This is a genomic window from Microvirga brassicacearum (genome assembly GCF_008757455.1).
GTDB lineage: Bacteria > Pseudomonadota > Alphaproteobacteria > Rhizobiales > Beijerinckiaceae > Microvirga > Microvirga brassicacearum.
The window spans coordinates 634-20,718 of record NZ_VCMV01000025.1 but is presented as its reverse complement, the minus strand read 5'-3'; the positions used below and the strand labels follow the sequence as shown (position 1 = coordinate 20,718).

19 protein-coding genes are annotated in these 20,085 nt (G+C 61.7%); 8 read left to right on the top strand and 11 right to left on the bottom strand.

Features of this window, described 5'->3' with window-relative positions; all coding sequences use genetic code 11:
- Window positions 1-115: 115 nt before the first annotated feature.
- From FEZ63_RS15895 to FEZ63_RS15885, 3 genes are read right to left on the bottom strand one after another with little or no spacing between them, the layout of a single operon-like run.
- Window positions 116-1,999: a bifunctional sugar phosphate isomerase/epimerase/4-hydroxyphenylpyruvate dioxygenase family protein gene (locus tag FEZ63_RS15895; RefSeq protein ID WP_150946227.1), complete on the bottom strand. Its 1,884-nt coding sequence runs from the start codon at window positions 1,997-1,999 to the stop codon at window positions 116-118.
- Window positions 2,000-2,021: 22 nt separating this feature from the next.
- On the bottom strand, window positions 2,022-2,702 hold the full coding sequence (locus tag FEZ63_RS15890; protein WP_150946225.1) for a GntR family transcriptional regulator: 681 nt from the start codon (window positions 2,700-2,702) through the stop codon (window positions 2,022-2,024).
- A complete protein-coding gene (locus FEZ63_RS15885; RefSeq protein ID WP_150946223.1) occupies window positions 2,699-3,367 on the bottom strand; it encodes a GntR family transcriptional regulator in 669 nt (222 codons plus the stop codon). Before FEZ63_RS15885 ends, FEZ63_RS15890 begins: the two co-directional genes overlap by 4 nt.
- A gap of 201 nt (window positions 3,368-3,568) precedes the next feature.
- On the opposite strand from FEZ63_RS15885, the gene dctP reads away from it, so the two are divergent.
- From dctP to FEZ63_RS15860, 5 genes are all read left to right on the top strand, one after another.
- Window positions 3,569-4,558, top strand: a complete 990-nt coding sequence (dctP, locus tag FEZ63_RS15880) for a TRAP transporter substrate-binding protein DctP (RefSeq protein ID WP_150946221.1) — start codon at window positions 3,569-3,571, stop codon at window positions 4,556-4,558.
- Between the two features lie 108 nt (window positions 4,559-4,666).
- Window positions 4,667-5,185 (top strand): TRAP transporter small permease, encoded by a 519-nt coding sequence (locus FEZ63_RS15875; protein WP_150946219.1) that lies wholly within the window; start codon window positions 4,667-4,669, stop codon window positions 5,183-5,185.
- A complete protein-coding gene (locus FEZ63_RS15870; RefSeq protein ID WP_150946217.1) occupies window positions 5,182-6,501 on the top strand; it encodes a TRAP transporter large permease in 1,320 nt (439 codons plus the stop codon). The genes FEZ63_RS15875 and FEZ63_RS15870 overlap by 4 nt, the downstream gene beginning before the upstream one ends.
- A gap of 9 nt (window positions 6,502-6,510) precedes the next feature.
- Complete coding sequence (locus FEZ63_RS15865; RefSeq protein ID WP_150946215.1) at window positions 6,511-6,969, top strand: type II 3-dehydroquinate dehydratase; 459 nt, start codon at window positions 6,511-6,513, stop codon at window positions 6,967-6,969.
- Between the two features lie 51 nt (window positions 6,970-7,020).
- On the top strand, window positions 7,021-7,881 hold the full coding sequence (locus FEZ63_RS15860) for a shikimate dehydrogenase (RefSeq protein ID WP_150946213.1): 861 nt from the start codon (window positions 7,021-7,023) through the stop codon (window positions 7,879-7,881).
- Between the two features lie 6 nt (window positions 7,882-7,887).
- Here the strand turns inward: FEZ63_RS15860 and FEZ63_RS15855 are convergent, their stop codons facing one another.
- Window positions 7,888-9,084, bottom strand: coding sequence for an adenylate/guanylate cyclase domain-containing protein (locus tag FEZ63_RS15855; RefSeq protein ID WP_150946211.1), 1,197 nt, complete (start codon window positions 9,082-9,084; stop codon window positions 7,888-7,890).
- 230 nt (window positions 9,085-9,314) lie between these two features.
- Between FEZ63_RS15855 and FEZ63_RS15850 the strand changes: the two genes are divergently transcribed.
- From FEZ63_RS15850 to FEZ63_RS15840, 3 genes are all read left to right on the top strand, one after another.
- Complete coding sequence (locus tag FEZ63_RS15850) at window positions 9,315-10,559, top strand: flavin monoamine oxidase family protein (protein ID WP_150946209.1); 1,245 nt, start codon at window positions 9,315-9,317, stop codon at window positions 10,557-10,559.
- Window positions 10,560-10,729: 170 nt separating this feature from the next.
- Window positions 10,730-11,149 carry a DUF3572 family protein gene (locus FEZ63_RS15845; protein WP_150946207.1) on the top strand — a complete coding sequence of 140 codons (420 nt, stop codon included), beginning with the start codon at window positions 10,730-10,732 and terminating at the stop codon, window positions 11,147-11,149.
- A 310-nt stretch (window positions 11,150-11,459) separates the two neighbouring features.
- Entirely contained in the window at window positions 11,460-12,434 is a 975-nt protein-coding gene (locus tag FEZ63_RS15840) for a quinone oxidoreductase family protein (protein ID WP_150946205.1), read from the top strand.
- Window positions 12,435-12,581: 147 nt separating this feature from the next.
- On the opposite strand, the gene FEZ63_RS15835 is transcribed toward FEZ63_RS15840, so the two are convergent.
- The 7 genes from FEZ63_RS15835 to FEZ63_RS15805 all read right to left on the bottom strand — a co-directional run.
- Entirely contained in the window at window positions 12,582-13,604 is a 1,023-nt protein-coding gene (locus tag FEZ63_RS15835) for a HupE/UreJ family protein (protein WP_150946203.1), read from the bottom strand.
- Window positions 13,601-14,464, bottom strand: coding sequence for a peptidyl-prolyl cis-trans isomerase (locus tag FEZ63_RS15830; RefSeq protein ID WP_150946201.1), 864 nt, complete (start codon window positions 14,462-14,464; stop codon window positions 13,601-13,603). The genes FEZ63_RS15835 and FEZ63_RS15830 overlap by 4 nt, the downstream gene beginning before the upstream one ends.
- Complete coding sequence (locus FEZ63_RS15825) at window positions 14,461-16,407, bottom strand: DUF3604 domain-containing protein (RefSeq protein ID WP_150946199.1); 1,947 nt, start codon at window positions 16,405-16,407, stop codon at window positions 14,461-14,463. Before FEZ63_RS15825 ends, FEZ63_RS15830 begins: the two co-directional genes overlap by 4 nt.
- Window positions 16,408-16,670: 263 nt before the next feature.
- Window positions 16,671-17,981 (bottom strand): histidine-type phosphatase, encoded by a 1,311-nt coding sequence (locus tag FEZ63_RS15820; RefSeq protein ID WP_150946197.1) that lies wholly within the window; start codon window positions 17,979-17,981, stop codon window positions 16,671-16,673.
- Between the two features lie 181 nt (window positions 17,982-18,162).
- On the bottom strand, window positions 18,163-18,588 hold the full coding sequence (locus FEZ63_RS15815) for a hypothetical protein (RefSeq protein ID WP_150946195.1): 426 nt from the start codon (window positions 18,586-18,588) through the stop codon (window positions 18,163-18,165).
- Window positions 18,589-18,746: 158 nt separating this feature from the next.
- Entirely contained in the window at window positions 18,747-19,196 is a 450-nt protein-coding gene (locus tag FEZ63_RS15810) for a cupin domain-containing protein (protein WP_150946193.1), read from the bottom strand.
- Between the two features lie 255 nt (window positions 19,197-19,451).
- On the bottom strand, window positions 19,452-20,085 hold a 634-nt coding region (locus FEZ63_RS15805; protein ID WP_275552354.1), incomplete at its 5' end, for a sigma factor-like helix-turn-helix DNA-binding protein.

Sequence of the window (20,085 nt, the reverse complement as noted above, 5' to 3'; positions counted from 1 at the left end):
GAACACATGCGGAGGCGCCATCGTGGGAGAAGGCGTGGGAACAGACGTGGAATGCGTTCTGATGCCGCCACTTCCGCCGGGCTCGGCTCTCCATGGTGGCAGCCGCAATGGCTCGTCAGAACGTCGGAGGCGTGGGGTCGGACGCGAGGCGTGACTGGGACGCGAGCCGGATTGGCGCGTTTGTGGCGCCGTAGCCCCGATAATTGCGCCGCTCCACGATCTCGAAGAAAAACCCGCCCTCCATCGCCTTGGTGTAGGCCTGAAGGTACTCATCGCTGCCCTCACGGTCGTACATAATGTTGCCCCCCCGTAGTCGCTCGACATTCTCTGCGGTGAGGTCCGTCCTCGCCTCAAGGTCGTCGTAGTAGTTCTCCGGAATTGGCAGCAGGTCGACTCCGTTTGCCTTCAACTGCTCGACTGTCGCGAAGATGTCGCCGGTTGCGAACGCGACATGCTGCACCCCGGACCCGAAAAGCTCGGTCAGGAAGCGTGACGACAACGTGTGCCGGCTCTGCGAGGCGTTGAGAACGAGCCGGAGCGCGCCGTCGCGTGTCTCGACGGCTTGGCTCTGAACCACGCCACCCGGATCGATCACCGTCTGGACCGGCATCTTCTGCACATCGAGGAGCGACATGTAGAACAGAAGCCAAGTCAGCATCTCCTCGTAGTGCATCGATTGCGAGACATGGTCGACCGCCGTCAGCCCCGCCCCTGTAAAGTCATCGTCAATGCGTTTGAAATCGACGTCCCAGAGACGGTCGAGCCCTGTCTCATGATCCACGAAATACAGCAGACTCCCGCCGAGGCCGCGGACTGCCGGAACATCCATCTCGCCCGGCCCGACCGGCTGCTGGAAGGGCTGGTCCAGCAGTCTTACCGCGCGCTCGACCGTTCCGCGAGCGTCGCTGACACGGAGGGCCAAGGCGCACACTGAAGTGCCGTGCGTAATATTGAAGGAATGGGCGAAGCCCTCCTTGTCGGCATTCACGACGATGTTGAGGTTGCCTTGCCGCCACCGGGTGACGGCCTTCGAGTGATGGACCCCCGCCTTCCGGAAGCCGAGCCCAGTCAGGGTCTGTTCGAGGCCGACGGCACTGCGTTCGTCCACGGCGAATTCTACGAACTCAATGCCCGAGCATTGAGCCTTGGATGGAAGATTCGGGAGATCAAGAACAGCCGCCCCCGTCCGTCGGCGGAGCTCGTCGAGCATCACGATCAGGGAACGTTGCCCATCGACGGCGACGCTGCGCGCCGAACCCGCCCGGAAGCGATCGTTGAAGATTTCCAGCGACAGAAGTCCATCGAAGCCGGTCGCATGAAGCGCGAGCATGAAGTCATCGATGGGCAGGTCGCCCTGTCCCGGAAAGCAGCGATAGTGCCGGCTCCAGGAGAGATAGTCCATGTCGAGCTTCGGCGCGTCGGCCATCTGTACGAGGAAGATACGTTCAGGCGGAATTGAGCGGATCGCCGAAAGATCCGTCCCGCGGGCGAGCACATGGAAAGAATCGAGCACCAGTCCGACGGCGGGGTGATCCGCCCGCCGCACGACCTCCCAGGAGTCGCGATAATCATGGATGTGTCGCCCCCACGAGAGAGCCTCAAAGGCCACGCGCAATCCCCGTTTTGCGGCGCGTTCGCCGAGTTCATGAAAATCGGCCGCCGCCCGCTCAATCCCGCCGAGGGCATCCGGAGAGACGTTGCTGCACACCATCAGCAAATCGCAGCCGAGCTCTTCCATGACGTCGAACTTGCGTTCGGCCCGGGCGAACACCTTTGAGCGTTGCGGCTCCGGCATGCCCTCGAAATCGCGGAACGGCTGGAAGGTGATTGTCTCGAGTCCAAGATCCTCGATCATGCGCCGCGCCTGGGCCGGCGTTCCGTTGAACGACAGAAGGTCGTTTTCGAAGATCTCGACTCCTTTGAACTGCGCCGCCGCTATGGCTTCGATCTTCTCCGTCAGGGTGCCGCTCAGGCAAACCGTCGCAAGGGCCGTGCGCATGCTCGTGGATCCCGTCTCTCTGCTAGCTGATGGTTCCGGTGGCGAGTGCATGTTCGACGCCCCCCGCGACGTGGCGCGTCAGCACCTCGCAGGCGCGCGCAGCGTCTCTCTCCATGGCGCATTCCAACAGCAAGGCGTGCTCGCGCGCCGCGATCTCGCCGCGGTAGCTCAAAGCGATCATCTGATAGCGAAGGTATTTGTCGAAAACCGCCGCATGGTTGTCGATCAGCATCTTCGATCCGCAGGCCGATATCAGCGCCTGATGAAACTGCCAATCATATCGCTTCCATTCCTCGGTCTGCGTCCGGTCTCCTTGCGCCATACGCTCTTCCATCCGGGCGAGCCTGTGATGGGCGGCGACAACCCGTCCCTCCCATTCCATGTCGCCGGACCGGAACGACTGCTCGAGCGCGCGGCATTCGAGCAGTTGTCGAAGAGCCGCAATCTCCCTCAGGTTGGTGATCGAGACCGGCGAAACACCAAATCCTTTCTGACCTTCGGCAACCACAAGCCGTTCGGAATGGAGACGGTTGAGAATTTCACGAAGCGTGCTGACGCTTGCGCCGTAATCAGCTTTCAATTGTTCGAGCTTCAGTTTCTTCCCGGGCGAAAGGCGCCCGAACACGATATCGGCCCGGATTCTCTGGTAGGCACTCTCGCCAACCGTCGGAAGCTGCAAGTTTGGGTGCACATCGTCCTTCATTGCAGCGCCCCGTTGTCCAACGAATAACTCACGCATCCATCCACATGTCGCGTGAGCACCGCGCAGGCTCGCTCCGAATTGCGTTCGAGAGCGCAATCCAACAGGGCTTTGTGTTCCTCGGCGGCGATCTGTCCGCGGAACACGACTGCCACCATCTGGTATCGAAGGTACTGGTCAAAGACTCCGCCATAGAGGTCAAGAAGGGTCTGCGATCCGCAGGCCTCGATCAACGACTGGTGAAACTCGCGGTCGTATCGCTTCCAGAGTTCCGTTCCTTCGTGGTCACCCCCCAACATCCGCCGCTCCATGACCGCTAGCTTGTAATGCGCGGCCACGACGCGGCTCTCCCACTCCAGATCGCCAGCGGCAAAGGACAAAGGCAGCGCATATGTCTCGAGAAGCAGCCGCATTGCTGCCACATCCTGAAAGCCGGCGGGGGAAACCGGGGTAACGCGAAAACCGCGCTGGCCTTCGGCGAGAACCAATCCCTCCGACGAGAGGCGGCTCAGGATTTCTCTCAAGGTGCTGACGCTGGCCCCATACTCTTTTGCAAGCCGATCCAATCCGAGCCTCGTGCCGGGCTTGAGACGGCCAAAAACGATGTCGGCGCGAATCCGGTCATAGGCTCGATCCGCAATGGACGTCGCCAACAGCTCGATACTCATGCGACCCGCGTCCTACTCGTGATCACTGCTCGATCCCTCCCGCGGCTCCTGATCCGACACCACCCACGACGCCGGATCGCCTGATTTACTGCAAAATATCATATGATTTCCGAAATGCCTATTGATCATGCAATCGTCCGGGGCGATAGTGCCTGCGAAGATGCAGGCTACTGCGCAATGGGATCACTGGGAGAGGAACACATGACATTTATCAATCGTCGACTTCTGATGGCTGCGGGCGCGGCTCTTCTGGCATGGGGATCGGCTGAACCCGCGGCTGCGCAAACGCCCCCGACACTGCGCTTCTCGGCCGTGTTCTCGGAGCAGGATATCCGGGCCGAGATGATGAAGCGGTTCGCCGAGGACATTAAGGCGCAAGGCTTCACCCTTCAGCCCTATTACGGCGGCACCCTGTTCAAGCAGGGCACCGAACTCGTGGCGATGCAGCGCGGCAATCTCGAAATGGGGAATATTGCACCGCAGGACATTTCCACTCAGATCCCGGCTTGGTCCATTGTCACCTCAGCCTATCTGTTCCGCGACGCCGATCATCTGAAGAAGGTGTTTGCTGGGGATGTCGGCCAGCAGTTGAAGAAGATGGCTTCGGACCAACTGGGGATTCACATCCTGGGTCCGACCTATTTCGGCGCGCGGCAAGTCGGCCTCAAGCCCGCAAAAAAGATCAACACGCCCGCAGATATGGCCGGCATCAAGCTGCGGATGCCTGGCGGCGATGCCTGGCAGTTTCTGGGCCAGGCGATCGGGGCCAATCCGACGCCGATGGCTTATGCCGAGGTCTATACGGGACTGCAGACTGGCGCCATCGACGGGCAGGACAATCCGCTGCCCAACGTGCAGAACATGAAGTTCTATGAGGTGATGTCGCAGATCGCCCTGACGTCCCATCTTGTCGGCTTCGATCTCCTGGCGGTGTCCAACAAAGTCTGGGATGCGATGTCGCCGGAGAAACAGGCCGCGTTCCAGGCTGCTGCCGACAAAGCCATCGAATGGAGCACCCAGGAGCACCTGAAAAAGGAGGGTGAGCTTGTAAGCTTCTTCAAGGAGAAGGGGCTTCAGGTCTATACTCCGGACCTCAAAGCCTTCCGCGACTTTGCGCAGAAGAAGTACCTGGCGTCGGATCTCGCGAAAAGCTGGCCGACCGGCATGCTGGACAAGATCAACGCCATGTAACGTCTGCCGTCAGGCGCTGCCGGGATGCGATCCCCGGCAGTTCGCCTCTCGGGTGACCCCTCCAGTGTCCGCAGTCGGATCCGCCCATCAACTCAAGGATCTTCTCGCATGATTGCGTTCGCACGGCCCATCGGCCTTTGGCTTGCGCGTCGCGCCGAGAATGTGGCGGCCGGCATGCTCGCCGCCATGTTCCTGGCGTTCCTCCTCCAGATCATCTTCAGATATGCCCTGAACCTTCCCATCGGCTGGACCCATGAACTGAGCGTCATTCTTTGGGTCTGGCTCGTGCTGTGGGGCGCCGCGTTTGTCCTCACCGAGCGCGAGGAAATCCGCTTCGACATCATCTATGGCGCCGTGGGCCCCGGTCCGCGCCGGATCATGTGCATCATCACCGGGACGGCGTTGGTCTTGCTTTATCTCGTGTCGCTCCCGGCGGTCGTCGACTACGTCACCTTCATGAAGGTGCAGAGCACGGCGTATCTGAAGATCAGGTTCGATCTGCTGTTTTCGATCTACATCGTCTTCGTGATCGCGACCGTCATTCGATATATTTGGCTCTCGTGGCAGGCCCTGCGGGGCGTTGCGCCGGATGAGTTCGATCCCACCAAGGCGAGTTCCGGCATATGAACCTTGCAAGCCCGTTCTCGCTTGCGCTTGTCGCGATCACCGCCCTCGCGTTCCTCGGGCTGCCCATTGGCCATTCGATGATCGCGGGCTCGATTTTCTATCTGCTCCTGGCCGGCCAGGACATGGGAACGGCTGCCGAGCAACTGCTCAATGGAATGTACTCCAACTACGTCATTCTCTCGGTGCCGCTGTTCATCCTGGCCGCGGAGTTCATGAACATCGGCAGCATGACCGATCGCCTCATGGCTTTCTGCAACGCACTGGTGGGCCGGTTCCGCGGCGGGCTTGCCCACGTCAACGTCCTGCAAAGCATCATCTTTGCCGGAATGTCCGGCTCGGCGATTGCTGATGCGGCAGGCACCGGGCGCATGATGCAGGTGATGATGACTCGCGGCGGCCGGTACACACCGAGCTACGCGGCTGCCGTGACGGCCGTCTCCTCGGTCATCGGACCCATCATTCCGCCCTCCATCCCGATGGTGCTCTACGCACTCGTCTCCGACGCGTCCATCGGCTTTCTGTTCCTCGGCGGTGTCATTCCGGGCTTGCTGATGGCCCTGAGCCAGATGTTTATCATCGCCATTACGGCCCGCCGAAAGAACTTCCCCGTCGAGAAGCCCGTCCCGATCCGGAAGCTGCCAAGAATCACGTGGAATGCTTTTCCATCTCTCATGATGCCCGTCGTTCTTCTCGGCGGCATCTACAGCGGCGTGATGACCCCTACCGAAGCGGCTGCGGTCGCCGCCGCCTATGCACTGATCATATCGGCGGGCCTCTATCGAAGCGTCAGTTGGCGAGATCTCTACAAGTCGATTGCCATCAGTGCGCGCACGACGGCGTCGATCGGCATGCTGATCGCCGGCTCGCTCGTGTTCAACTACGTCGTCACCGTCGAGAATATCCCCGAAGCGGTGAAAGCCCTGCTTGCGCAATGGGACCTCTCGCCCATCGGGTTCCTGACCCTCGTCAATCTGTTGTTGCTGCTGCTGGGCTGCGTGCTCGAAGGAACAGCGATCCTGCTCATCGTCGTTCCGGTCTTCATTCCGACCGCGCAAGCGTTGGGCATCGATCTGGTGCATTTCGGCGTCGTCGTCGTCGTCAACATCATGATCGGCCTGATTACGCCTCCCTATGGGCTGCTGTTGTTCATCATGGCGAACATCTCGGGAGAACCGTTGCGGGCCATTGTCCGCGACGTGCTGCCCTTCCTCCTGGCGATGATCGTTTCTCTCGCGATCCTCACCTTCGTCCCCGAGACCGTCCTGTGGCTCCCCCGGCTCTTCGGTTACCAAGGGCAATCAGCTCCACTCTTTTGAGACAAACCCATGACCATGCCGATCTACATTCTCAACGGACCGAATCTCAACCGCCTCGGGACGCGTGAGCCGGATATCTATGGCCACACCACCTTGGCCGAGGTGGAGGCGATGTGCGTCGAGGCAGCACATGGTCATCCTATGGTGTTCCGGCAATCAAACCGGGAATACGAACTCATCGACTGGGTCCACGAAGCCATCGACGGGGGCAGCGGAATCATCATCAATCCCGCCGCCTTCACGTTCACTTCCATGGCGATCATGGACGCGGTGAAAATGTTCCCGCGGCCCGTCATCGAACTTCACATCAGCAACATTCACCGGCGCGAAGCGATCTACCACAAATCCTATTTCTCCCCGGTTGCGACGGCGGTCATCGCGGGACTCGGCACCAACGGTTATCCGATAGCGGTCAGGGCTATGCTCGACATGATAGCAAAGACACCAGCCCCTCCGGCGAGCACCTGACAGTCCATGACGAAGGAACGAACATCCAAAGCCAGTTGCCGGGAAAGCGAAATGCGGGACCCGTGGTCCTGCCCGTCGGTGCTCGTCGGATTAGTCGGAGCCGGTATCCAGGCATCTCGCACCCCAAGCCTTCACGAGCGAGAGGGGGCCGAGCAGGGACTGCGCTACATCTATAAGCTGATCGATCTGGAGGCGCTCGGCATTGATGCCAGCGCTCTTCCGGACATTCTCACCGCGGCCCAGCGCTTCGGCTTCGCGGGCCTCAACATCACCCATCCATGCAAGCAGACGGTGATCGCCCTTCTGGACGAGCTTTCGCCCGACGCGGAAGCGCTTGGGGCTGTCAATACCGTCGTGCTGAAGGACGGTCGCCGCGTGGGGCACAACACGGATTGGTGGGGCTTCGCCGAGAGCTTCCGCTCCGAGTTGCCCGACGTTCGGCGCGATCGCATCGTTCAGTTCGGCGCCGGCGGCGCCGGAGCCGCGGTGGCTCATGCCCTACTCACCCTCGGCGCCGGGACGGTCACTATCGTCGATACCGACGGTTCGCAAGCCGATCGCCTCGTAGCCTCCCTGCGTCAGCGGTTCGGCGCAGCGCGTGCCGCCGTCAACACATCGCTCGCCGAGGCAATGGCTGGGGCTGACGGCATGGTCAACACAACGCCGCTCGGGATGGTGACGTATCCCGGCATGGCTGTTCCCGCCGCGTTGCTTCGGCCCGAAATGTGGGTTGCCGACATCGTCTACTTCCCGCTGGAAACGGAACTGCTGCGCGAAGCCCGGGCACGCGGGTGCCGCACGATGTCCGGCGGCGGCATGGCCGTCTTCCAGGCAGCCGCCGCCTTCCGCCTCCTCACCGGGTGCGATCCGGATGCCGCCCGCATGCTGCGTCACTTCCGCGAGATGGGATGATCTCTTTCAGCAGCACGGGTTGAAGGGCGCCTGAACACGGCCATGTCCGGGGAGCGTGAAAATCCGCTGCGGATGCTCCACATCCCGCAAGTAGTGGCGCCCCAGATTGACCAAGGGCTGGTCGACCTCCTTCGCAAGCGCGTGCGAGACGAGCACCTGCTGGTCAAGCCGCTTGGCTAAATCCAGAAGACGGCTCGCCCGGTTCACGGCTGGACCGATGACCGTGAAATCCAGCCGGTGCGACGCGCCAACATTGCCATAGGCCACCGCGCCGAAATGCAAGGCGAGGCCATGGGCGACCGGTGAGGTGCCCGAGGATCTGCGGAGGTCGTTTTCGATTTCGGTGCGCCCGCAGAACTCCTGTGCGGCCGCTAGAGCCTTCCGACAGGCTGCCGCCCGGTCCTGCCCGGCCGAGATTGGGAAGATCGCCAGCACCGCATCGCCGATGAACTTGAGCACTTCGCCGCCATGCGCCTCGACCACCTCCCCGATAGTGCCGAACCAGGCGTTCAGGTGGGCCAGCACGTCGGGGATGGGTGACCGCTCGGATAGAAGTGTGAAGCCGCGCAGATCGGCGAACCAGATCGCCGCCTCGATCATCTCGACGGCGCCGCGGTCAACCCGGCCCTCTATGATGCGCTGGCCCGTTCGCGGACCGACATAGGTGTCGAGCAGGTCGACGGCAATGCGGCGTAGGACATGGCGCTCGAGATAGGGGCTGAGAAATCTTGTGGCGAGCCCCAGCCCATCAAGCGACGCCGCGTCGAAGCCTTGCGTCCGCTCTGTGGCGAAGGAGATCACAGCAGTCCGGGTCTGATCCAGGAAGGGCAAGGGGTACATGACGTAGTCCGTCGCACCGGCCAGGCGCAGCTCCTCGAGGAGCGGCATGTCGGGGCAGGATGCCTTGAGCCGGCGGCGGAAGGGCCGTCCCGTCTCGTCAACAATCCGGGTCGGGCTGTTCAGATAAGACGGCGATGTGGCCGCCGTGGCCCGCTCGGATTCCCGCACCGAAAGGCTCTGGTCCGTCCAGACATGCTGCCAGCCGCTCACCTCCGGGTGCAGCACCTCCAGGCCGAGGGAGGCACGCGAGACGGGCGCGATAGCGTGAATGATCTCACGGCAGAAGGCGGCAAACAGCGCCTCGACGGTGTCGTGTCGTGCGTCGTCAGCCAGCCAGCGCGCGATATCTTTCATCCGATCCATTCATACTCTTTGAGAGCGCCTAGTGCCACCGTTCGCACCCAGCACAGGAAGATGGCGGCGACAATGTTGAAGCTGTCCAGCTCGCCGTTCCAGTGGTAGGCGATGTCTAAGTGTGAGCCGTGGGCGTTCTTGCTGCTGCTCGCAGCTCCCAGCGAGGCAATCCGGTTTCGGAGCGAACACGACGGCAGCCAAATCTCTACAGGCTGCACCTTCTCGAATGGTCAGAACTCATGAACGCGGATTGGGATGTCGTAGTCATAGGTGGCGGTGCCGCGGGCATCGCTGCCGCGCGCGGGCTGGCGGCAAGCGGGCTTTCCACGCTGTTGCTGGAAGCCTCGCAGCGGGTCGGCGGCCGCGCGTGGACGGCCGACGTGGCTGGGCTTGCGCTCGACCTCGGCTGCGGGTGGCTCCATTCGGCCGAGCGCAATCCATGGGTCGACATCGCAGAAGCGTCGGGCTTCGCCGTCGACCGTCGAACGTCGGCCTGGGGGCAGCAATATCGTGACCTCGGTTTCTCGCGAGCGGAGCAGAAAGCGGCCGATGAAGCGTTCGGCGCATGGCGCAAACGGCTGGTCGCGGCTCCGCCGAAAAGCGACTGCGCCGCCGACGCGCTGGAGCCGCGCGGGGCGTGGAACCCCTATCTCCAGGCGATGAGCGGCTATATCAGCGGCGCCGAACTCGAGCGCATCTCGGTTGCCGACTATCTCGCCTATGATACGACCTCGACCGGGCGAAACTGGCGGGTGCCCGCAGGATACGGCCGGCTCGTTGCGGCGAGCTTGCCGGCCACCGTCGCGCTGCGCCTTGCCACTCCGGTCGAGGCCATCGACCTTGCGGCGACCGGTGTGAGCATCGCCACACAGACCGGCACCATTGCCGCGCGCAGTGCCATCGTCACCGTCTCGACAGCGATGCTCGCCGCCGGTGCGATCAGGCTGCCGCCCGCGCTCGATGATTGGTGCCATGCCGCCGCTTGCCTGCCGCTCGGGCGGGACGAGAAAGTGTTCCTGGAGATCGTCGGCGACGCTCCCTTCGCGCCCGAGACCCACGTGATCGGCAATCCGCGCGACGCACGCACCGGATCCTACTACATTCGCCCATTCGGCCGTTCGGTCATCGAAGGCTTCTTCGGTGGCGACGGTGCCCGGGCGCTGGCGGAGAATTGGCCCGTCGCCGGCTTCGCCTACGCGATCGACCAGCTCGCGGCGCTGTTTGGATCGGATATCCGACGCAGGCTCTGCCCGGTTGCAGCTTCGAACTGGAGCAGAATGGAGTATGTGGGCGGCTCCTACAGCTATGCGCTTCCGGGGCGGGCAGCGGCGCGCCGCGAGCTTGCCCGCCCCTTCGACCAGCGGGTGTTCTTCGCTGGCGAGGCGACGCACCGGTACGACTTCTCAACTGCCCATGGCGCTTACCAGAGCGGAACGAGAGCTGCCGAGGAAGTGATCGCCGCGCTCAAGCCGGCCGTTACATAAGCGCCCGTTGCGGGAGCAAGGTCACAGTGGTGAGCTTCAGGCCGACAGCTGCACTTCGGGCTTACTCCTAAACCGCCAGAGACTTTTTTCCCTGCAGGATTTAGGTTTCGCGGAAACGAGGCGACCTCCGCATCCCTCGCCAGTGCAGTTGCGTGAGTAGTAGGTTCTGCATGAGTAACGACGCTCTCCCCAAGCCAGACGTAGGTCTGGACCACGCAGAGACACTCGTGATCCGAGTGCTCGATTTCATCACGTCAGACACGTCTCGCCTCGCCCATTTTCTGGGAACAACAGGTTTGCGTCCCGAGAGTCTCCGAGAGCCGGCGGGTATCCGCTCGTTCGTGCTGAGCGTGTTGGATGGGATGGACCAGCAAGTCCTCGACGCACTGATGAACCATGAGAAAATCAGTCGAGCGGACATCGATCTCGCTCGCGCCAGGCTCATGTTCGAAGCTGCCGTCGAGCGCGTTGATCGGCGCGACAATGACGAGGCGGACAAGGCGATCCGAGAGAAAGTAAAGCAGTTGCTGCGTGCTCTTTCCCGACTCGTCAGGGAGCGACAGGGGGCAGCTGACAAGCGATCTGCGTGAGGCGGACCAAAACGCTGCAGGAACACGCGGCAGTTACGGCACGTTACTGATACGCAAGATCTGCAAGTGTTATCCTTCACGAAGACACCTCTCGATGAAAACTGGCCGGTGACGAGATCAGAGATGACCGATGTGGGTGTCGGCGCAAACGCGGATGGGACCCATTCCGGGCCGACATAGATCTGGAATATGCGAAGGGCTAAAGGCGGGAACGCGGTCGAGCAAGTGTCTGGAAATGACGACCCTTTGCGGACGTTCAAACTGGCGCCCTAAGTTGGAGCCGCACTTCGGTATCGAAGGGGATTGAATCATGACCCATGCTATCCGCTTCCACCACACTGGAGGCCCCGAGGTTCTCGTTTGGGAGGAGGTCAAGGTTGGTCAGCCCGGACCCGGCGAGGCGCGCGTGCGCCATCGTGCGATCGGGCTCAACTATGTGGACACTTATGTGCGATCCGGCCTCAACCCGGCGTCCTTGCCAAGCGGTCTTGGCACCGAGGCTGCTGGCATAGTCGAGGCGGTCGGCCCAGGTGTCACTGAGGTGGAGGTCGGCGCTCGCGTGGCCTATTCGGGTGGCCCGGTCGGCGCCTATTCCGAGGAGCGGGTCATGCCGGCCGATCGCCTGATCGTGCTGCCGGACGGCATCTCCGATCAGCAGGCTGCCGCGATGATGCTCAAGGGCATGACGGCCCAGTATCTTCTTCGGCAGACCTACAAGGTCAAGAAAGGCGACACCATTCTGTTTCATGCTGCGGCAGGCGGCGTGGGGCTGATCGCATGCCAGTGGGCCAAGGCTCTGGGAGCCACCGTCATCGGCACCGTCGGCAGCGACGAGAAGGCGGAGCTCGCGAAGGCGCACGGTTGCGACTTCCCCATCGTCTACACGCGCGAGAACTTCGTCGAGCGGGTACGGGAGATCACCAACGGCACGATGGTGCCAGTTGTCTACGACTCCGTTGGCAAGGACACCTTCCTGGCCTCGCTCGACTGTTTGAGACCTCTCGGTCTGATGGTGAGCTTCGGACAGTCTTCGGGAGCCATCGGCCCGGTCGATCTCGGCATTCTGGCCCAGAAGGGCTCGCTTTATGTCACGCGCCCCACGTTGAGAACCTATGCCGACCAGCGGTCTGACCTCATGACGATGGCTCAAGATCTGTTCGATGTCGTTCTCTCGGGAGCCGTCAAGATCGAGGTCAATCAGACCAATCCGTTGAGGGACGCGGCCAAAGCGCACCAGGATCTGCAGGCCCGTAAGACGACGGGCTCAACCATCTTGACCGTGTAGCAAGCCGGCTTGGACGCGGTCGCGATCCTCGGTGCGGCACTCTCCTCAGGAGGGTTGGGATGGTGCATCTCGACGCGCGGCGTGCATCTTACAGACCGGTCGGGGAAAACGAACAACGCCAGAAGCGGTCCAAGTGACTTTGCGGACTCAAGCAAAATAGGCCAAGGTCCGCTCTATGAGCCAAAAGGCGGCCACTGTGCCGATCGCATAGGCTGCCGTCACGTCGAGCCGAATGACGGCTCGACGGACCAGGCGAGGCTCAAGGCGAAGCTCTAGCGCGTGGCGGAATAGCCAACCCGCGGCCAAAACCGCAGCCACGAAGACCAGCTGCCCGATCTCCACACCTAGATTGAAGAATAATAGCGCGATGGGAATCGCATGATGCGGTAAACCCACTTCGGCCAGGGCGCCGGCAAAACCGAAGCCGTGCAAAAGACCGAAACAGAAAGCGACAACCCACGGCCAGTCTGCCGTCAGAGAACGCATTCCGCGCCGCGCATTCACGATCTCGACGGCGACCAGCACGATGCTGAGCGCGATGGCAGCCTCGACCGGCGGGCCTGGGACATCGACGAGGCCGAGCGTCGCCGCTGCCAGCGTGATGCTATGCGCAACGGTGAACGCCGTCACAGTGAGCGCAACCCGCCGCCAGTCCCGAACCAGGATCACCAGCGCCAGCACAAACAACAGATGGTCGAAGCCGAAGAGGATATGTTCGATCCCGAGGCTTAGATAGGTCGCGGCGACTACCCAAGCACCAGGCGCAGTCTCGACGACGAACGTTGCTTTTGTCGGAGAAAGCCGTTCGGTCTGTATGGCACCGCCGAGACTTTCGATCCGCACGAGCACGTCCGTAAACGTGCCCGACAAGCCATCTATTCCAATGGTCTGTCCTGTGAGCCCGCCGTTGCGCCGGATCGTGCGCCGTTCGATGTAGGCGGCGCCGCTGAAACGAGTCCGCGGTGGCGTCACGTCGTCGGTATCGAGGGGGAGTTTGATATAGATCGCCAGCCGTAAGTCATCGCCCCGCGCGGGAATCTTGAAAAGCAGGCTGTAGGTATCGGATGCCGTCTGACGCAGCTCCAAGAAGCCGGGCCGAAGCTCGTCCGACTGTGCAGAATGTCCGAGCAGCGCACCCAAAACGACAAGGAGCATCGCGAGGCATCTCATCGCGCGGTCTCGGATATTTCGGCCTTGGGCGGCCGCTCCACGACAATCTGATAGCGGTCTCGCAGCGTGCGATAAAGCCTGTGCTCAGCCTCGATACGGTGCGCGTTCAGCCACTCGCGCTGGACGGCCTCTCGAACGGTCTCAAGTCGCGGTAGGTTTCCCTTCGCCCTTTCATCAACAAAGACGAAATGCACTCCGAAGCTCGATGGAATCGGCCCTTCCCATCGGCCCGGTTCCACGGCGGATAGCCGTTTTGCGAACTCTTCGCCAAATGTACCCGCGACATCGCTTTGCGACATTGCCCGAAACTCCTCGCCGAGGAGAAAGGGATCGGCCATCGTGGCCGCGTCCTCTGGGGCGTTCGCGCGGGCAAGGATCTCTGCAACTTGTTTAGCGTCGTCTTCCAACGCGCGACCGCGTCGCATCGCGCTTAAAAAGACGTGATGGAAGGTCAGCCGGTCGTCGCTCCAAAAAAGGTCCGGATTGGATGCGAGATAGGCCGCGAGTTGTTCATCGCTCGGCTCTGCGGCGGCCATATCCTCAGCGAGGAATTCCATCTTCTGCCGCACGCGGCGGCGAATGACGACGTCTTCGCGGTCCAGGCCCGCCGCCCGGCCCTCGCGATAGAAAACCTCGTCGCGGATGTAATCCTCGAGGAGGCCGTGCAACTCCTGCTCGGTGGGCGGGCGGCTCCAGGTGCGAGCGAATTGGTCTGCGAGAGCCGTAACGCGTGACGCCGAAATTACGATTTCCGTGGGTGCCTCGACGTCCTTCTTATCCACCAAGCCATAAAGACCGAAGAGGGCTGCCCCAAGCACGACGAAATGCAGCAACGGCTCTCTCAAGAGAGAAAGCTTCAAGGCGTGTACCAGATCGGCGACGTATAAGCGCGCTCGGTCGTCGTCATCGCGGCTTCGCTCGGCATCTTGACCCCGTAGTATTTCGCGTCATAGGCCGTCCAGCGCGGCGTCGGAATCTCGATCACGCGCACGTAATAGAACGCGCGCAGCGCGGGATCGAAGTCTGGGTCTTTCCAGACCGTGATCATCTCGCCTGCACCAATCGTGTTGCTCCAGGTCGCGTTCGCAACGTCCACCGTATTGCCTACGGCCTCTCTGCTACGGCCGTCGGCATCAATCTGGCGTCCGCCGGAGACAGCCACATCGTAGACGCGCTCCTGAGACTGGCCGTCCTTGCCGACCCATCCCTTGGTGATCTGGATGCGGTCCAGGTTTGCCCCAATGGGATCCTTCAACGCGGCGACGAGAAAACTGGGTGCCTTGCCGTTCGGCGCGTTGTTCAAGTCGCCACCCATCGGAACACCTTTGGTGTAGCCGACCCTGGCCGGCAGGCGGTCGTTGGCGTCGCCCGGCTCGAAATCCCACCCACCGAAGAAGCGAACAGCCATGCGCGGGCCAGTGGTGGCAAATGTCTCGCGGCGCTTCATGGCGTCGAAAATCGCCTCCCGCGTGTTTTCGGTCGCCCACACGCCGGCATACCCGGACGCCGTCTGCTCCCAACCCATGATGACGGCCTTATCCGTCTTGATGAAGGGATGCATTGCGCGATCCGCGCTGGGTTCGGAGGAAGATGTCTTGCCGAAGAAATTATCCTCCTCCACCGCCGGGAGCCCCGTATGAGCATCGGTGCTTCCGACCAGACCAAACTTGTAGGGGTTCACCCCGAGTTCGGCTTCCATCTTGAGACCATTCTTGAACGCCGAGCGGGCGTACTCGAATTCCAGCATCTCCGGCTTCTTGACTTCGGTGAGGTCGAGGTTGCCCTTGTCCCAGCGTTCGAAATTCGCGAATTCATCATTGGGTGACAGAAACGGATGCGTCTCACCGTCACCCTTGATCTGCGTCGCCTCGTAAAGCGGCTCCCACCGAACACGGTTCTCGGCATATTCCCGGTCGATCCGCTTGCCGTTGAACGACTCGATGATCGGGAACATGCGGCCGTTGCTCAAATTGCCGTTATGCGCGATGGCAAGGATTTCGGCGCCCGTCTTTTCCTCCGTCACCGCCATCCACTTCCAGAGATCACGGGGATTTGGACTGCCGACCGGTGGCAAGGTCGTGAACGGCTCGACGAGACTGGCCTTCGCTCCGTTGTCCCGCCAGATGACATTGCGGTGGAGATTGTTTCCGCCGGCGTTTGAGGTCCACTCGTAACCGATGAAGGCGGTAAAACGGCCCGGCTCATTCGCCTCATCCGCTGCCTTGATCGTCTCGCGCCAGGCGCTGCGATAAGCGGACGTGCCCGGCGTCGGGAAGCCTTTCGGCATCTGGCCCTTGCCGAAGCTGGTGATGATATCGATGGCGGCCTTTGCGCCCTGGCCGGAATTGATCTCGTCAAACCATTTCCGTCCCTGCGGCGTCGCCAGCAGGGTTGGATCGCCGCCCATCAGTTGCGGGAAAAAGCCCATGCCGTCCGAGTGGTCTGACACGACCAGGAAGTCGAGCGGTCGCGAAAGCTTGGCCCGCTGCCCGCTCGAAGCGATGACCTCCTCGCCCTTCGCGAAACGATACGCGTCCTTCGGACCGAGCCGAGCGCCAAATGCGCCCGCGTCCATCGAATACGACGTGTGAGTGTGGGTGTCGCCGAAATACGGTCTCGTTGGGAAGTTGCGGCCCGCATAAGGCGAGTAAGGCGGCTCGGCGGGAAACGCCTTCTCGGCCGCCTCTCTGTCGAGCGTGCCAATGTCGGTGGTTACATCTTGTGCAGCGACCGCCGTGGCGAACAGGCTCGCAGCGCAGGTATTGGCCAGCGCCGCCGCGGACCTGGCGAACAGACGGGTCATCTTAGCGCCCTCTCGGTTTGATACACGCCTCAGAGACATCAGAGCCATAAGTCCGAATGAACGTGCCATACTCTAAACTGGCTGGCTAGCTGGGATCCTCAGGCGCATCGAAAGCGGATCAGCCAAGCCCTCCACCTGATCCGCAGCGCAGCCGCCGACGCAAACAATGGAGCCCCGGGATCGACAAGGATCTTCGATTGCCTTGCTCGATGACCATCGCGTTAAGCCGAGACCATCGACGGCGACCGGTGCTCGCCAGATGCTCAGCGTGCTGCTTGGTAGGACACCGGGCCGGTTGCGCTCCTGTCAATGCGTGACTCCAGGCCCTTGAAGAAATCCGTCAGTTCGCAGATCTTGGCGCGATGCGGACATCCCGGCAGCGTCAGCGCGGCGTCTCGCGGCCTTCCGTCGCCAAAAGGGGGAATCAGATTGCGGATTTGGTCCGTCGTCTGTGCGGTGTAGTAGGCACGAACCGAGCGCTTGTTTGTGACGGTGTCGCGCGATCGCTCAAACACAATAGCGCCGCCCGGCGGCGTGTCGTTTGCCGGATAGCCCTCCAGTTGCCACTCAACGCCCAGTGCAGCCTGCATGGTGGCGATGTTGCTGTCGTGACCGACCATCAGCAGAAGCTTTGACGGGGGCGGTCCCTGTTCGCTTGCGCCAGCCAAGTCCGTTCCCTGCTCGAGCGCGAGCGCGATCTGGTTAAGGATCTGCGACGCATTCCGCTTTGCGATGTAGGGAACTCGTAGGGTCACATCGTATTGCGCTTTGTGGAGACTGAGCACCGCCTTGACGTCGGCCGCTGTCTTGATGCGGCCCCATCCGACCTGGTCAGGAGGCATGCCGCCGGAATATTCGAGGCGAATGATTTCACCAACGGTCGAGGCGTCGGCCAATGGGCCTTCCAACGTGAGCTGATTGCCTTCCTCCGTGGCAATCCGGATGCTCCATGGCAAATCGATGAGGCGGCAAGTCGCGCCCAATCGTGCCTTCATGCAGGCCAGCGGAGTAGGCCCACGAAGCACCGCCGCCAGCTGTGCGAAGTCCGCTGCATACCGCTTCTTTGCTGACCGCTGGTCTCCGCCCATGGCGGCAAGGACCGCGGCCTTTGCCACCTCGGCGTCGAGAGGCGCGATGCCGGCATCCGTCGGGTGAAAAAGCGCATCTGCCGTTGCCGGGTTGAACCCCGCCGCGAGCCCGCAGCCGGGAAACAATCCGGCGAGGATGGCAGTGGCGGTGGCTCTGGTCCGCTCGGATTTGTCAGCCCAGGCGAAGACGTCGTCCGTCGTCGGGCAGGCGCTTGGATCGATGAATTGAGGGCCGACATATAAGGTTCGGAAATGCTGCCCCATCAATGTCGCGGCCGCCGCTCCGTGTGGCGTCAAGTTGCCGTCCGGCACGGGCCATGACGGCCAAGCATCGATGGAAAGGGGATCGAGCGCTTTCTGGCTCGTCGGAGGACGAACCCCGTGGCGGCTGAAGATCACGACTTTCTCGAGGACCGTCTCAGCCGTCACGTGCGCGGGCGCAGAGAGCGCGATCGCCAACAATAGAGAAGCCACGAGCTTTCGCATCAACCTCTTCCTTGCTCCAGTGCCCCTAAGGCGGCGGAGCCGGTTTCCGCAAGCGTAGCAGGATTATCGAAGATCTGACTGGGATGTTTCCCCGAACGCAAATTAAACCGAAGCTTGGCCTATCGCGACCAGCTGAGTCACGCCGGGGGGCCCAACGAGAGGATTGGATCCTCTTAATTTCCTAATCCTGCTCCACCCATCGGTGCGAGCGACCCAATTTGCTCACGAAGTAAAAAAGTGTGTAGGTGACGATCGTCAGGTCGAGAAGAAAGGCGCCCAAATAGGCGCGGGACCACGTCTCATCGCTGTTGCTGATGAACAGAAACACCATGAAGGCCTTTTCGACCCCACTAAACACCATCGTGTCGAACCGGATCCAAGGTCGAAACGCGGAAACGACCATTAGGATACCTATTCCCCCCACCATCACTCCCCAGTGCCGCAATGCGGGTACGCTTGACGCCGTATAATCGAGCAGCCCGGCGAACAACACACGGTTGGCTGCGGACAGATCAATGGCCGCCAAAAGAGGAAGAGTCGTCCCAATTCCTCCAATGATCAGGAACGGCCTCAGTGTCACCGCTAACAAATGATCCAACCGCTTCATCTAGAAGATCCCCAGCTTAATCCGCTAAGATTGATGTCACATTGATTTAGCGAGGTTGCAATCAGGTGTTCTCGAGCTGTGAGAACCTGGGTGGTCGCTGGTACACGGAGGCGTTGCAGCCACTCTGACCGGCCCTGCGATCCTCGGGCAATCTTCGATCACTCTGCCCCTAGGGGTGGGCCCGTGAAGCGCAAGCTGTAGCGTGCGGCGCAGGTGGCAATCTGCTGCATGTCCTCAGGAATACGGAAGCCGCCTTGCGCCATGTCCGCGAAGAAGCGCTCGAACCCGCCGGGGGTGAGGATGAACAAATGCCGGCAGGGATCGCCTCCCACGACACGAAAGGTGTGCTCGCGCCCACGTGGAACGAAGACCGACTCGCCCGCCCTCTTTCTGAAAGTCTGCCCCTCGAGCCAGAACTCGCACTCGCTGCTCAGAAGAACAAACGTCTCGTCCTCACGCTCGTGAACATGACGCGGAGGGCCGCTGCCAGCAGGGCTTACGCTGTCCACGATCGACATGGCCCCACCGGTCTCGGCGGAGGTGAGGATCGTCTTGTACTGTGCCCCCAGCCAATCGACGACGCCCGGGCCCGACAGCTCGTCACGCATCGTGTTCTCCTCTGTTGCCGCGCCGGGTTCGTTTATTCAGCCCAACTTATCTGATTGCGGGTGTTGAGGAAATGAAGCTGGTGGATGGTGACCAACTCACCGGGACAGCTTCGGTGGGGTCAGGGAACTTCGCGAACGGGAACGACGAGACGCAGCTTCGAGTGGGAAAAATCCCCGTCTGAGCGAGCCATTCAGCGACGGTCCGATATCAGCGTAAGGCTGAACTCGATGCCTCAGCGAACGCAAGGCGGTGGATCATTGCGAGACGCTCCCGAATGCTTGGCCGTCCGACAACAGACGCGAGACATCACGGAGCTTGTCGGGATTGCGGGTGATGTAAACTCCTGTGATGCGACCATCTTCAATGGCGAAAGCCGTCGTCTGTAGAATACCACCCCGCTCCCGGCTGACGTAGCCAGGCAAGCCATCGATCCAGATCGGCTTGACGAGGCTCACCCAATCCTTTCCGAACTTGCGGTGGAGGCCCTGGTACAGGCGCAGGATACGGTCGACACCAAAGATTGGATTGAGGAAGGCGAGAACCTTGCCGCCACCGTCGGAGTGAACCACGACACTCTCCGCCAGCAACGCCTTGAGGGCATTGAGGTCACCGCTGTTGGTGGCTGTGAAGAAGGCATGTGCGATCCGATCGCCCTCCTCGCGCGCAACCGGAAATCGAGGACGGGCCGACTGCACGTGTCTGCGCGCCCTGGCGGCGAGCTGCCGGACCGCAGGCGCTTGCCGGTCAAGGGTCCTGGCAACCTCGTCCAGAGGCAGGCCAAAGACGTCGTGAAGGAGGAAAGCTGCGCGCTCCAAGGGTGACAGGCGCTCCAGCGCCAGCATCAGGGTGAGGGTGAGGTCATCCGGATCGACAGGTTCCTCCGTCACG